Raw genomic sequence first — 15,308 nt, 5'->3', positions numbered from 1 at the left:
AGTTAGAGTATATATTAATAAGATATTTTACAAGATGTAGAAAGTTAATGAAATTTAAAGCAAATAGCATGTCACAATGAAATAACCACCTATCTCTATATTATAAAACTCATGCAAAGAGATTATAATAATGTATTCTTTACAATTAAAGGGAGTATATATGTCAAAGTCAATAAAAAAATCAATATCATTTTTACTAGCACTCTTTATAATAATACAAACAATCAAACCTGATTTTACTGCAAGTGCTGACAAGATAGATGTAAACACCATAAAATTAGATGATAGCCTAAAAAAAGATGATCTTACTTATCTTTCTATTGAAAAAGCTCAACAGCTTTATGATTTAAGTAATAAGGAAAGTGATAATAATAAATTTAATATAGGACTAGGAATTGATAAGAACACACGTGAATTTAGGCTTATTATAAGAGATGAACTAAAATTATACGAAGATGGATATTTTGAAAATGAAAGTCAAGCACAAGAAGAATATAATAGGGTAAAAGAAAATCTTAATAGTCAAGGACTTGATATATCAATATCAGTAATAAAAGATGAGAATGGATATAGGATAGTTAATGATAGTGCTTATGAAGAGATTGTAGATGGTAAAGAGGAAAAACCCTATGGACCTTATTATTCATATATAGACTTTAAAGTTTTAGATGACTTTGATTTTTCTAAAAATGGATATAGCCAATATGAAAAAGATAAAAATAAATTAGCTTTCAACCTAGAATTTGCAAGGTATGAGTCATTAGATCCTAGTTTTAACCTTTTCCAAATGGGTGAAGATGCAAGTATAAATATAAAAAATGATGGTCAAATATTTGCAACTATAAGCGATAATAAGTTATATATTTATGATACAAATTCCCTAAAAAATGACTATGATAAGCTTAAGCAATACCAATTAGAAAAAGAAAATAAAGAAGAAAGTAAGACAGAAGTTGTTTAAAGAAGACAACAATAGCAGCAATGAAACTAAGGAGAACACAGACAAAGAAAATTCTACATCTACTCCAAGTAAAGAAGTTATAAAATTTGAAAATGATTCTGATACTTATTCATCTTTAAACCGTACAAGTAGCAATCCTGATGTTAAAAAAAGAGCAAAAAGAAGTCTGTTTAGTTTATATAGTAATGAAAATTATAAATTTGAAATTTATAAATATGATGAAGAAGATAATAGCCCACTTGAAGGTGCAGAATTTGAATTACAATCAACAGATGGGAATTTTAAAAATATATATAGTTCAGATTCTAATGGTAAAGTTTTTATAGATAACTTAAAATCTGGAACATATAGCCTAGTAGAGAAAACAGCTCCTTTAGGCTATCAAAAGATAAGCAAAAAATGGACTGTATTTGTTAATAGTCAAGGAAAGGTGTTTATAAGTGAACTAGGAGAGCTTGCAGAAGATCCACAAATCCAATATAGAAGCAACTTGACTGATAATATAAAGATATTAAATAGCTCTGAAATCAAAAGTACGAATCCAGTAAACACATCTAATGATACGAATAAATTTACTATAGATTTGGATTTGCAATTAAACACAAGTGCAAAGGAAGGAGATTACTTTACACTAGATGTATCAGACACCCTTCATTATAATATGATTCAGCCAGATAAGCTTAATTATCCTAATATTCTTACAGCTGATGGAGTGATTTTAGCTTATCCAGTTATTAATCCATCTTTTGATATAGAAAGAGGAACCAATAAAAAAATAAGTTATGTATTTACAAATGCTATAGAGGGACTTCAATCTGTCGATATGAAACTGCATTTAGAGCATTCAGTAAATGTGAATGTGGCATATTATAATAGGGACTATGACTTTTATGTAGGCATAGGGGATCAAACATTATCAAAGAGAGTTTCTGTTGTACACACCAATGTTTCTGTAGGTAAAAATAATATATCAAATATCAAGGCTGCATATGAATATGTTAATGATCAAAATGGAAGGTATGTACAACTAGCTTATATTAATCCTCTTTCAAGGAATATAAGTGGACAAGCTCAAATACAAGTATATCCTGCAAGTTCTAATTCTCAATATATAAATACTGCTAACTTATCTGATGAAAAGACAACTATAAAATTATACAAATTTGTAGGAAATTCTCTGCCAGATGCGGTAATAATGCACCATAGTCAATTTGAAGAAGTAAATCCTAGTAGCTATACTGTTAGATACGATTATTCTTTTGCTACCCCAACAGCAATAATTGACATTAAAAACAATATAGGAACATCTACTTATCTTTTAAGAGTAGAAAGTGAGCTGGATTTAGATGTCCAAAATCCAGATAGAAAACCTCAAGGTCCAATACAAACTATAGTTTTTAGCAAAGGTGGGGATGCTACAAGTCCTAAAGATGTAATAGGTAAAACAAATGCAATCTTGGTACAAGGTTCATCTGCTAGTGGTAGTGGTGATTATGAAAAACCAATTTTAAAGGTTCCAAATAAAAAACAAATAGGCGAATTTAAAGTAATAAAAAAGGACAAAAAAGGTAATCTCTTAGCCGGTGTCAAATTTCAATTGATGGATGAAAAAGGCAATGTCAAAAGGGAAGAGAAAACAGGTGAAAATGGAGAAATTATCTTTAAAAATTTAGCCTATGGTAGGTATTGGCTAAAAGAAATACAATCACTTCCTGGCTATATTGTAGATAAGAAACCTATACCAATCAACATAGGTACTGAATTCTCTACCAAAATTGAAGAAGGATATGTACCTAAAGATGTTTCAGATTTATTTATATTAGATAAGAGTAAGTCTTCTATGATATCAACAGAAAATGATGAAAATATTGTAAAGCCTAATATGGGAGAAGGAATATCAATAAATCTTTATTATAAATTAGATCAAAGAACTAAAATCAATCCAGGAGATACTTTTACATTAAAGTACTCAGATAATGTAGATATAGATGGGATTGGTTACTTAGGAGATGATCAACTAGATATTTATTCTCAAGCTGGTAAACTTGCAAGTGCAAAGATAAATGAAGATAGAAAGTCTATTACCTTTACCTTTACCGATTATGTAAAATATTATAGTGTTGATTATATAAGTATAAATACACATATGTATATAGATAGGCTAAAAATCAAAAATGATACATCAAATGTTGGAATAAGTGCTTCAATAGCAAATCAAGTATTTTCTGATTATATAAATGTAAGTTATGAATCTGGCTATGATCCATCTGTAAAGGTAAAAAATTATATGACCAAGCTAAATATTTCAAATAAGGAATTTACATCGGTTATATATGTTAACTGGCAAAAGGAAAATACATTTAATAAGACTTTATATTTTTATAGTGAAGATGCAGATATAGATATTACAAGCGTTAGAAAATATAGGGTAAATAATATCAATGCCTTACCAGACTCTTATGGAATAGATTTTGATAATTTAGCTAATGATAGAAATTTCACCTACTTAAATAGTAAATTTTATAATGGAGCAAGTCCAGGTGGAGTAAAATTTATAAAGATGATACTTGGAGATCAAAATGATTACAATGATTACCAAAGTAATGAAACATATCTTATTGAAGTAAAGGGAAAAGTTACAAGTGAAAATGCTAAACAATTAAAAACTACTGTTGAATACAATAGGTTCTCAAATAAAAGGTATTATTATGATAATTACAACTATTACGCATATTATGATCCTAAAGATGAAATAATAGATCAATCCTATACCTACTCAATATTCCATGAATCATCTGCAGAGGGTGGAGGAATAGTTTCACTTGAGTTAGAAAATAATGTAAATAAAATTGTATTTACCAAGGTATCTGATACACAAAAAACTTCAGATGAAGAAAATCCTCAAAACCAACCTACGAACAATACACTAGAAGGTGTTTCATTTGAACTTAGAAAAGATGGAGAAGTGCTATCAGATTCTAAAAGAGTATCAGATAAAAATGGAAACTTCTCTTATGAGAAATTAGCTAGTGGTTCCTATGAGCTGTGGGAGACAGAAAGTTTAGATGGATATGCACTACCAAAAGAAGCTGTATCAAGCTTTGATGTAGATAGTGAAGGCAATATCATAAATATCAAGGATAACACAACAGTCATAGTAAATAAAAAACTTAAAGCAAATATATTATTTGAAAAAGTTGATAGTGATAATATAGAGAATAAATTAAAAGGAGCAGAGTTTATCCTTGAAAAACAAGATGAAAATAGCAAATTCCATCCTATAAATGAGAATGGAGATTTTGTAGAAAAACAAGAAGATGCGTATAAGGTAGAAAGTGACAGTTCTGGTAGATTTGGATTTCGAGAACTAGATGATGGCATTTATAGAATTAAAGAAGTAAAGGCTAAATTTGGTTACAAGTTACCAGAAGATGCATACTTATATGAATTTAAAGTTGAGAAAGCAAAGATATATCCTATAGATTTAAAAGAAAATAAAGTATCTGAAAAGGCATTAGTAAATGATGATAATAACACTATAATTATAAAAAATAACAGAGAAGAATATCCATTTACTGGTGGAAAGGGAACAATATTATTTAGTATAGTTGGACTTATAGTTATGCTTTTTGCAGTAAGTTCTTATACTATTAGAAAAAAACCTATAAAGTAATATAAAAAGTGGCTGTTGCAAAAGTCAATTTATTATTTTGCAATAGCCACTTTTATTTTATCTATACACCTATTTAAATGTAAGAGAGTTTATTATATTTGAGTTTAAAAGGATGGTTTTAGCTGTATTTTTTAAAGGTCCTGTAAGAATCATAGAAACAAAATAGTCACCTTCTTCAAAGACCACCTTTTCTCCTTCAAGAGAGAATTGCTCTGTATAGATTCTAGCTTTTGATCTGAGGAAGGTCTTATCATTAATCTTCTCTTCAGTAATCTTTCCCATAGAAGTTATATAGGAAGGAGGAATTGATGTACCCTGGCTTTTGTTAAAAGCATCTTTAATTGTCATATTTTCCTCTTTTTTAATCTTTGAAACAATGACTTGATTTATAGTTTTTCCTGAAACTTGTTTTTCAAAAACTGTCAAAAGGTCTGATTTTTGGGTATTCTCCATATCGGCTGGGATTTTAAAAGAGAAATTTCCCATATTTATTTTTTTTGTAGCATATAGATTTATTTTATCTCCATAGTCTTTAAAGGACTTACTTACTATAGGAACATCTTCACTTTCTGGATAGGATGTTGAAAGAAGATCTGACATTATGAAAGAAGAATCGTCTGATTTTTCCTTATTTTCTATTATTTCAAAATTAATAATATTTGCAGGAGTAGCTACATACATGTTGGTATAGGAAAATTTATTGTCTTCTATTATAGAATAGGCTGCATTTTTATAATCACTATAAAGATTTACTACAGGCTGGGTAATATTTTTCCCGTCTTTTGCCTTATCCATTGTATTTTTTGAAGAAAATTCAAGTAACTTTTCTTTTAGTTCATTTTCTGAGTAATCTCCATCCTTAAAAAGCTTATCTATTTTTATAGATATCTCATAGTCATCTGACTCAGGAAAGTCTATTACATAAGAATCATCATTTGAAAAAACTAAGGCTCTATTAGGTATTCTTATATTATACATTGAGATAAAAAGATTTTTGTTATAATCAAGATTTTTAAGTTCTTCTTTCTCATAAGCCATATCTTTATTTGAATTTACATCAGATGGGTAATCTCCAAGCATCCTATCTACATAAAGAGATTTATCTCTTTTATATCCATCCATATAATCATAGGCATATTCGAGCTTGTTGTTTTTTTTATTCTTCTTATTTTTCTTATCATCAGAGCTTTTTATTGAACTTACAGGATTTTTAGATAAGTTATTGCTGTAAGAATTCTCCTTTGTTTTACCAGTGCAAGATACCAGAAAAACAAGAGAAAGAATTATAAATATTTTTTTCATAAAACCACCTTTTATTTTATACCTAATGATTATATCATAAATTTGAAAAAATCAAAGTTTAAATGCTTTTCTATTTCTTGTAAATTTCTTTAATTTTGTTATAGATTTTGGTAAAATGTATTTGTAGCAAACGTTTCTATAATCTTAAAAGGAGAAAAAATGAATAGAGATTTAGGTATTAACTTATGTAGGGTAACAGAAGCCGCAGCCCTAGGCTCTGCTAAATATTTGGGTCAAGGTAGGAAAAATGAATCTGATAATATAGCAGTAGATCAAATGAGGGCTATGTTTACCTATCTTGGTATTAATGGAAAAGTTGTTATAGGAGAAGGTGAGATAGATGAAGCACCTATGTTATACATAGGAGAAGAAATAGGCAATATGCATGAAGATGATGTGGTAGACATTGCAGTAGATCCTATAGATGGAACTTCATCACTTGCCAATGGTGCCTCTAACTCCATTTCGGTAATAGCAGTTGCACCAAAAGGTTGTATTTTAAATGCACCTGATGTATATATGAATAAGATTGCAACTGGATCTAAGGCTAAGGGATTTATAGATATTAACAAGTCCGTTAAGGAAAATATAGAAAATGTTGCCAAAGCTCTTGATAAAAAGATTTCCGATATAACTGTATCAGTCTTGAATAGACCAAGGCATGAAAAATTAGTAGAAGAAATAAGAGCCACAGGAGCAAGAATTTCCATGGTAGAAGATGGGGATGTTCTTACAGCTATTGCAACAGAACTATCTTATGGAAAGATTGATTTGATTATGGGAATAGGAGGTGCTCCAGAAGGAGTAATAGCAGCAGCAGCTCTTAAGTGTTTAGGAGGAGACTTCCAAGGAGTCTTTGCCCCATCTGATTCAAAGCAAGTTAAAAGATGTATAAAAATGGGCGTAGACTTTGACAAGGTATATAAGATAGAAGATTTAGTAAAAGGAGATGATGTGCTCTTTGCAGCCACAGGAATTACAGACGGAACCTTCCTTAAGGGAGTATCTTACATGAAAAATAATATGGCAAAGACTGAATCTCTCCTACTTAGGCTACCTTCAGGAACTATTAGATTTATAAACTCAGTTCACAAGCTTAACCAAAAGCTTGACCAAAAATAGTTAAGTAAGAAAACTTATAAATATAAGAAAGAAAGAAATAATAAAGACTGTCTGGGCTGATTTTTTATAAATTAGCTCAGATCTTTTGACAAGCATTAAAGATAGGAGCATAAGTCCTATGCTCACAGACTTTGTTAGGAGATTTTTCTCAAAAATAAAATTCATACTGATAATGGCTATGTATATAAGTAATATTCCTATTATTATGTTAATTTGTAATTTAAAAGATTTCATAACTGCTTCCTTAGGAGGGTATTATTTTAGGTATTTAGTAAATGATAGCTATTATCAATTAAATTATAACCTGCTTCTTTCCTAATGTCAAGTGGTAGAAGATGTTAATTTGTAAATAAAATTTTATAGATATTTATTATGCTTGTCTAACAATCTAAACTCATCATTTTAAGAAAAAAATATCTATAAAATCATAATAATGGGGTAATATATATTTATAGTGTCAGTATGTTATAATATTACTGTACATATTAGGAGGTGAATGATGGCAAGTGAAGTTTTAAATCAAGTTAAAGAAGCTGAAATTAAGGCTGATAAACTTGTAGACGATGCCAAGAAAAAAGCCAAAGATATAATTGATGCTGCCAAAAAGGAGTCGGAGATTGAATCTTTAAAGGCAATTGAAGCTGCCAAAACCCATGCTAAAGATATAAAAGATAAGGCTAAGGCTAAGGCAGAAGATGATAAAAAGCCAGTTATAGCTAAGGCCAATGAAGATAGTGAAGAAATTAAAAATAGGGATCAAGGAGAAATTGATGACCTTCTAGAAATTTTGGTAGAAAGGATAGTAGCAAATGGCAATAGTTAAAATGGATAAGTTTAATCTTTTTTCCTTTGAATATGATAGAAGCCTGCTTCTTGATATATTGCAAAAGTTTAACTATGTTCATTTTAATGATCTTAAAGTCGATGATGATGAGGACTACTTAAAAGAGGTAGATAACTCTAATAGGCTACTTGAAATTGATGAGAATATTTCAAAACTTGATTATGCTATCTATTCTTTAGAAGAATATCTTGAAGATGGTAAAGTCAAATTAAATAAAAAGGATATGAGTATTGAAAATCTCAACAAGGAAGGTTTAAATTTTAGGTTTGATCAAATCTATCCAAAGCTTAAAGAAGACCTTGATTTAAGGGATAAGGCTAAGGATAAGATTAAAGAACTTAGGGCGAATAATGTTGAATTAGAACCTTTTAAAAACCTTGACCTTAGTGTAGAAGAGATAGAACACTCTCATAGGTTTTATGTAGAAATTGGTACAATTACAGATCAATTTTATAAGGACTTTGATAAAGACCTAGTTAAAGAGAATTTTTCTCAATCCTTTGTAGTCGAAATTTTAAAAAGGGATAATGTAAATTTCTTATATGCAATATCAAGCCTTGAAGAAAGTGATAGATTTAAACTCTTTCTTAGAGATCATGGTTTTTCTAAGTCTATTATTAAGACTAGAAAAAAAGCAAATGAACAAATTTATTTAAATAATAAAAAAATTGAGGAAGAAGAAAAAAAATTAAGAGATAATGAGAAAAGGATTAAAGATTTTATAGAGCTTTTGCCTGATCTTTACCTTTATAAAACCTATCTTGAAAACTTAAGAAGAAAAGAAGCTTCAAGTGAGTATTTTCTAAAGACTAAAAGAGTTGATATGATTGAAGGTTATATACCAAGAAACTTAAATAAAAAGTTTAAAGACGATCTAGATCAAGCCTTAGGAGATGGATACTTACTAGAAATAAATGAAGCAGAAAGGGATGACTCTGATGTACCAATAATTTTGGATAATCCTAAGTTAATTGATCCATACGAGTCTATAGTAGAAACCTACTCCCTACCTAAGTACAACGAAGTTGACCCAACTCTTTTGGTTTCAATCTTCTATACTATTTTTACAGGTTTCATGCTTGGGGACTTTGGTTATGGACTTTTATTATTTTTGGGAACCTTGATTTTACCAAAAGTAGTTGACCTTCCAAAATCAACCCTTAAAATGGTAAGACTTTTTAAAAGAGTAGGACTTTCAGCTTGTGTGTTTGGATTAATATTTGGTTCCTTTTTTGGTGGAATTATACCAATACCAGGACTTATAGATACACAAAAAGACTTTAACACTCTTATGATAATTTCACTTATCATAGGTGGTATTTCCTTATTTACTGCTCTTGGAGTAAAGGCCTATATGCTAATTAGAGATGGAGATCCACTAGGTGCTATATTTGATGTATTATTTTGGTATATGGCAGTAGGTGGAGCAATAGCATGGTTTTTACTAGAAAATGAAGCAAAAAAGATTGCTATGATAGTAATGGTAGTAGGTATGGTAGGTATAGTACTAACTGGAGGGCGTGAGAATAAAACGGTAGCTGGTAAAGCTGCTGGAGGTCTTTATTCTCTATATGGTATAAGTTCATGGATTGGAGATTTTGTTTCTTTTCTAAGACTTATGGCCCTTGTTCTTTCAGGTGGATTCGTAGCCTACTCAGTAAACCTAATTGTAGCAATGGTATGGTCAGCTGGAATTATAGGTAAGGTTGCTGGAGTTATAATATTTGTTGGATTCCAATTATTTAACCTATTTTTATCAACTCTTTCAGCCTATGTTCACTCACTTAGACTTATATATGTGGAAATGTTTAACAAGTTCTATGAGGGTGGAGGTAAGAAATTTAGACAAATGATAGAAGATAGTAAATTTATAAATATAATCAGAGGAGGATACAATGGTTGATTTTTTAATTCAAAATGGTGGGAAAATTATGGGTGCTGTAGGTGTTGCAATAGCAGTATTTTTATCAGGTATGGGATCTGCTAAAGGAACTGGTATGACAGGTGAGGCTGCAGCAGGACTTACAGTAGAAGAACCAGGAAAGTTTGGTAAGGCACTTGTACTTCAACTTTTACCAGGTACACAAGGACTTTATGGATTTGTAATTGGATTTATGATTTTAGGAAAACTAGGTGGAGATGTTTCATTTGAACAAGGACTTTATTATATATTTGCAGCACTTCCTATAGGTATGGTTGGATATTTCTCAGCTATAGCTCAAGCTAAGGTTGCAATAAGTGGTATGAATATCTTAGCCAAGAATGAGGACAACTTCGTACAAGGTATAGTATACGCCGTAATGGTAGAGTTATATGCAATTTTAGGTTTCGTAATTTCACTACTTCTAATAAATAAATAGTAAGGGTTTATTATGAGTAAGCTTGATTTATTATTAGATGGTATAAGAGAGGATTCCAAAAAGGAAGCAGATCATATACTAGCTAACGCTAATAAAAGAAGTGAAGAAATAAAAAAAGAATCAAAAGCTGATTCTGATAAAGAAGTTAAAAAAATAATAGATAATGCCGAAAAAGATGCAAAAAGAATTATAGAAAACTCAAAGGTAACTAGTGAAAGAGAGGCTCGTGATATAAAAATCAGGGCTAAAAATGAGCTAGTAGATGATATTTTAGATAAGCTTTTAGAAAAACTTAGAAAACTTGGTCCTAATGACTACAAAAAATTTGTAGAAAATAGGCTTAAAGAAATTGATGTTAATAATGGAGAAATTCTCCTACAAAAGGATATGAAATATCACTTTGATGAAAATAGCTTTAATGGTTTAAAATTATCTAAAGAAAGCGTAGATGAAGGCTTTGTAGTGAGAAGTGGAAAAATATCTTATGACAATAGGTATTCTTCCCTACTTAACTATGATAGGGATAATTTGGAAAAAATTATAGCAGATAGAATATTTAAGTGAGGTGATTAGATGGATAGAGAACAGTTTATCCGTGCTTCTGTAACAACAAGAGTATATGAAAAAAATCTCCTTACTTCAAATAATATTCAAAGACTAGTAGATAGCTCAAATCTTTCTGAAGCAATTTCCCTTTTAAATGACTCAAGTTATGGGGAGTTTATGAAGGATATAAATAGGAATGAAGAATATGAGAAGGCACTTTTATCTATGCTTAAAGAATCTTACAAAAAAATAAGAAAAATAAGCCCAGATAAAAATCTTATAGTATTTTTAGAAGAAAAATACAACTTTCACAACCTCAAAGTCTTAGTTAAAGAGCTAATCCAAGATGCCGATTATTCTACTGCCTACATGGATATAGGTACAATTGATTTATCAGCTATAAAAAAGGCTATAAAAAGCGATTTTAAGACTTTTGATGATGTGTATATAACATATGCTCAAAATGCCCTAGACTTATATGAAGATACAAAAGATCCACAAGATATAGACTTATCTCTTGATAGGAACTTTTATCAAAAGCTTCTTATAGATGCTAAAAATTTAGCTTTTGATTCATTAGTAGACTTTACTAGACAAAGAATTGACCTTGTCAATCTTAAGTCACTTTTGAGGATTAAGGGTCAAAATCAGTCTATAGACTTATTAAAAAAAGCCTTAATAGACGGTGGATTTATTAATAAGAATAATTTTATTCTTGGCTTTAACCAAGATATGGGTCTTTTAGCAAACTTTTTTATAAATGAAAAAACTTATCCTCTAGTAAAAAAGGCCCTTGATAGCAAGGATCTAAAAGAGGCTACAAGAATGATAGAAAAGGCTATAGATGATTATTTACTAGACTTTGCCAAAGACTCTAAGAAAGTTAGCTATGGACCAGAGGTTATACTAGGATATTTGATAAATCGTGAAATGGAGATTAAAAATCTTAGGATAATTCTTGTGGCTAAGCAAAATATGCTTTCTAGAGAATTTATAGAAGAAAGGTTGCGTAATTTATATGTATAGGGTAGCCGTTATAGGAGATAAAGATTCAGTCCTAATGTTTAAAGCATTGGGAGTTGATGTATATACAGCAGTTGATGGAGATAGTGCAAAAAAACTTGTGAATGAACTTTCCAAAGAAGATGTTGGAGTTATATTCATAACAGAAGACTTTGCAAAAGAAATTCCAGAAACTATAGATAAGTACAGAGAAGAAATGACTCCAGCAATTATACTTATTCCATCCAACAAGGAAAATCTTGGACTTGGATTGGCAGATATCAATAAAAGTGTAGAAAAAGCTGTTGGAGCTAACATTTTGAACTAGAAGGAGACCAATTTGAATAAAGGTAAAATAACAAGAGTATCAGGTCCACTTATAGAAGCGAAAGGACTTACTGATGCCAATATCTATGATGTGGTCGAGGTTTCAAAAGATAAGCTCATCGGAGAAATAATAGAGATGAGGGGAGATGTTGCAAACATCCAAGTTTATGAGGAAACAACAGGAATAGGACCAGGAGATGAGGTGGTTTCTACTGGAGCACCCCTTTCAGTTGAGCTTGGACCAGGGCTTCTTGAAAGAATGTATGATGGAATCCAAAGACCTCTAGAAAAACTTGAGCTTTTGGCAGGAGAATTCCTCAAAAGAGGAGTTACAGCACCACCACTAGATAGGGAAAAACTATGGGAATTTAGACCAGTAGCAAAAGTAGGCGATGAGGTTAAACCAGGTTATGTCCTAGGCTTAGTAGACGAAACCACTGTAATAGAACACAAGATAATGGTTCCAAATGGAGTATTTGGAAAAGTTAAAGAGATAAAAGAAGGTGAATTTACAGTAGATAGCACCATTGCTATTATTGAAACTGAAGATGGGGATAAGGAACTTAACATGATCCAAAAATGGCCAGTAAGAAAAGCTAGACCATTTAAGAGGAAACTTGACCCAGACACACCACTTATAACAGGACAAAGAGTTATAGACACTTTCTTCCCCGTTGCAAAAGGAGGAGCTGCTGCTATACCTGGACCATTCGGATCAGGAAAGACTGTAATCCAACACCAAATTGCAAAATATGCAGATGCTGATGTTGTAGTTTATGTAGGTTGTGGAGAACGTGGCAATGAGATGACTGATGTATTGGATGAATTTCCAGAACTAGAGGATCCAAAAACAGGTGAATCTATCATGAAAAGGACAGTACTTATAGCAAATACATCAAACATGCCAGTAGCAGCAAGAGAGGCTAGTGTCTATACAGGTATAACACTAGCTGAGTACTACAGAGATATGGGCTACTCAGTAGCCTTAATGGCAGATTCAACATCAAGATGGGCTGAGGCACTTCGTGAGATGAGTGGTCGTTTGGAAGAGATGCCAGGAGATGAAGGTTTCCCAGCATATCTTGCTAGCCGTATAGCAGACTTTTATGAAAGAAGTGGAAAAGTTATAATAAATGGAAAAGATGATATTGAGGGCTCTCTATCAGTAATAGGAGCTGTATCTCCTCCAGGAGGAGACCTATCAGAGCCAGTAACCCAAGCAACCCTCCGTATAGTAAAGGTATTCTGGGGACTTGACTATGACCTTTCATACCAAAGACACTTTCCAGCTATCAATTGGCTAAATTCATATTCTCTATACCAAGATGAGATGGATAACCATATAGACAAGACTATAAATGAAGGATTTTCTAAAAATAGGATGAGGGCTATGAGCCTTCTACAACAAGAATCATCTCTTCAAGAGATAGTAAGACTTATAGGTCGTGATGGATTAAGTGATGATGATAAACTAAAGCTTAATACAACAAAATCACTAAGAGAAGACTTTCTTCAACAAAATGCTTTCCATGATACAGATGCTTTCTGTCCTATGCAAAAGCAAGATCTTATGCTTGATACAATCCTATATTTCTATGACAAATCTCTAGAAGCTCTATCAAATGGAGCAAATCTTGAACAATTAGAAAATTTGGATGTAAAAGAGAAAATTACAAGACTTAAACTTATAAAAGATGAAAATCTAGAAGAGTTTGACCAAATCAAAGAAGAGATAGATAAACAATGCAAAGAAGCTGAAGCTAAGGGGGATGATGAATAATGCTTAAAGAATATAAAAGTGTATCAGAAGTTGTAGGACCCCTAATGCTTGTAGAAGATGTAGAAGGGGTTGACTACGAAGAACTAGTAGATATAGAACTTCAAACAGGAGAAAGAAGAAGAGGAAGGGTTATAGAAGTTGATGAAAAAAACGCTATGGTTCAACTTTTTGAAGGCTCTTCTGGAATTAACCTTAAATCAACATCAGTAAGATTTCTAGGTAGGCCACTTGAACTTGGAGTAAGTGAAGATATGATAGGAAGGACTTTCAATGGTTTAGGCAGACCAATAGATGACGGTCCATCTATAATTCCTGAGGAAAAAAGAGACGTAAACGGGGTAGCAATAAATCCTGTAAGTCGTGACTATCCATCAGAATTTATTCAAACAGGTGTATCAACCATAGACGGACTTAACACCCTTGTTCGTGGACAAAAGCTTCCAATATTCTCAGCTTCAGGACTTCCACACAACAAGTTTGCAGCCCAAATTGCAAGACAAGCTAGAGTATTAAATGATAGTGAAGATTTCGCTGTAGTATTTGCAGCTATTGGTATAACTTTCGAAGAGGCACAATTTTTTAGAAAAGACTTTGAAAAAACAGGTGCCTTAGATAGGTCAGTAATGTTTATAAACCTTGCAGACGATCCTGCCATAGAACGTCTTTCTACACCAAAGATGGCTCTTACAGCAGCAGAATACCTTGCTTTTGAAAAAGATATGCAAGTATTAGTTATAATGACAGATATGACCAACTATGCAGAAGCTCTTCGTGAGGTATCAGCAGCAAGAAAAGAAGTTCCAGGACGTCGCGGATATCCAGGTTACCTTTATACAGACCTTGCAACTTTATATGAAAGAGCAGGAAAACTAAAGGGAAAACCAGGTACCATTACCCAAATTCCAATCTTAACTATGCCAGAAAATGATATAACCCACCCAATCCCAGACTTGACTGGATATATAACAGAAGGGCAAATCATTTTATCAAATGAGTTATACAATCAGGGTATCCAACCACCAGTATCAATCCTACCATCCCTATCAAGACTTAAGGATAAGGGTATAGGTGAGGGAAAAACTCGTGAAGATCATGCTGATACTATGAACCAAATCTATGCGGCATACGCATCAGGTGTTGATGCAAGAGAGCTTCAAAAAATCTTAGGTGATTCAGCCCTATCAAAGGCAGACTTAGCCTTTGCAGAATTTGCCAAGGAATTTGAAAATAGGTATATAAACCAAGGTTTCTATACAAATAGAACAATAGAAGAAACTTTAGATCTTGGTTGGCAACTTCTCAAAATCATACCAAAATCTGAACTTAAGAGAATTGATGACGAACTTATCGAAAAATATCTGGACACTGATAAGACAAAAGAGGAGAATTAG

12 protein-coding genes are annotated in these 15,308 nt (G+C 31.6%); 11 read left to right on the top strand and 1 reads right to left on the bottom strand.

Translation table 11 applies throughout. The annotated features are described in order from the left end of the window. The first annotated feature begins 160 nt into the window (after positions 1-160). Together SOR60_RS06035 and SOR60_RS06030 are read left to right on the top strand one after the other, a co-directional pair. Positions 161-961: a hypothetical protein gene (locus SOR60_RS06035; RefSeq protein WP_320595490.1), complete on the top strand. Its 801-nt coding sequence runs from the start codon at positions 161-163 to the stop codon at positions 959-961. Beyond that, positions 954-4,634, top strand: coding sequence for a SpaA isopeptide-forming pilin-related protein (locus SOR60_RS06030; protein ID WP_320595489.1), 3,681 nt, complete (start codon positions 954-956; stop codon positions 4,632-4,634). Before SOR60_RS06035 ends, SOR60_RS06030 begins: the two co-directional genes overlap by 8 nt. A gap of 69 nt (positions 4,635-4,703) precedes the next feature. Here SOR60_RS06030 and SOR60_RS06025 read toward each other — a convergent pair whose 3' ends face one another. After that, positions 4,704-5,936: a hypothetical protein gene (locus tag SOR60_RS06025; protein WP_320595488.1), complete on the bottom strand. Its 1,233-nt coding sequence runs from the start codon at positions 5,934-5,936 to the stop codon at positions 4,704-4,706. A gap of 159 nt (positions 5,937-6,095) precedes the next feature. Here SOR60_RS06025 and glpX point away from each other — a divergent pair, with 159 nt between their 5' ends. The 9 genes from glpX to SOR60_RS05980 all read left to right on the top strand — a co-directional run bounded on the left by glpX (position 6,096) and on the right by SOR60_RS05980 (position 15,308). Then, entirely contained in the window at positions 6,096-7,058 is a 963-nt protein-coding gene (glpX, locus tag SOR60_RS06020; RefSeq protein WP_320595487.1) for a class II fructose-bisphosphatase, read from the top strand. Positions 7,059-7,554: 496 nt separating this feature from the next. Further along, positions 7,555-7,881: a V-type ATP synthase subunit H gene (locus SOR60_RS06015; RefSeq protein WP_235942760.1), complete on the top strand. Its 327-nt coding sequence runs from the start codon at positions 7,555-7,557 to the stop codon at positions 7,879-7,881. Beyond that, entirely contained in the window at positions 7,868-9,805 is a 1,938-nt protein-coding gene (locus SOR60_RS06010) for a V-type ATP synthase subunit I (RefSeq protein WP_154539777.1), read from the top strand. Before SOR60_RS06015 ends, SOR60_RS06010 begins: the two co-directional genes overlap by 14 nt. Further along, positions 9,798-10,262, top strand: a complete 465-nt coding sequence (locus tag SOR60_RS06005; RefSeq protein ID WP_154539775.1) for a V-type ATP synthase subunit K — start codon at positions 9,798-9,800, stop codon at positions 10,260-10,262. Before SOR60_RS06010 ends, SOR60_RS06005 begins: the two co-directional genes overlap by 8 nt. A gap of 12 nt (positions 10,263-10,274) precedes the next feature. Further along, a complete protein-coding gene (locus SOR60_RS06000) occupies positions 10,275-10,826 on the top strand; it encodes a V-type ATP synthase subunit E (RefSeq protein WP_154539773.1) in 552 nt (183 codons plus the stop codon). Positions 10,827-10,835: 9 nt separating this feature from the next. Beyond that, positions 10,836-11,834, top strand: a complete 999-nt coding sequence (locus tag SOR60_RS05995) for a V-type ATP synthase subunit C (protein ID WP_320595486.1) — start codon at positions 10,836-10,838, stop codon at positions 11,832-11,834. After that, the gene (locus SOR60_RS05990; protein WP_320595485.1) at positions 11,827-12,138 is read left to right on the top strand and encodes a V-type ATP synthase subunit F; all 312 of its coding nucleotides are present in this window, start codon (positions 11,827-11,829) and stop codon (positions 12,136-12,138) included. The genes SOR60_RS05995 and SOR60_RS05990 overlap by 8 nt, the downstream gene beginning before the upstream one ends. Positions 12,139-12,150: 12 nt before the next feature. Continuing rightward, positions 12,151-13,917 (top strand): V-type ATP synthase subunit A, encoded by a 1,767-nt coding sequence (locus SOR60_RS05985; protein WP_154539767.1) that lies wholly within the window; start codon positions 12,151-12,153, stop codon positions 13,915-13,917. Then, on the top strand, positions 13,917-15,308 hold the full coding sequence (locus SOR60_RS05980; protein WP_154539765.1) for a V-type ATP synthase subunit B: 1,392 nt from the start codon (positions 13,917-13,919) through the stop codon (positions 15,306-15,308). The genes SOR60_RS05985 and SOR60_RS05980 overlap by 1 nt, the downstream gene beginning before the upstream one ends.

This window comes from Anaerococcus porci (assembly GCF_034090325.1).
Lineage (GTDB): Bacteria > Bacillota > Clostridia > Tissierellales > Peptoniphilaceae > Anaerococcus > Anaerococcus porci.
This window is presented reverse-complemented; position numbering and strand designations above follow the sequence as displayed.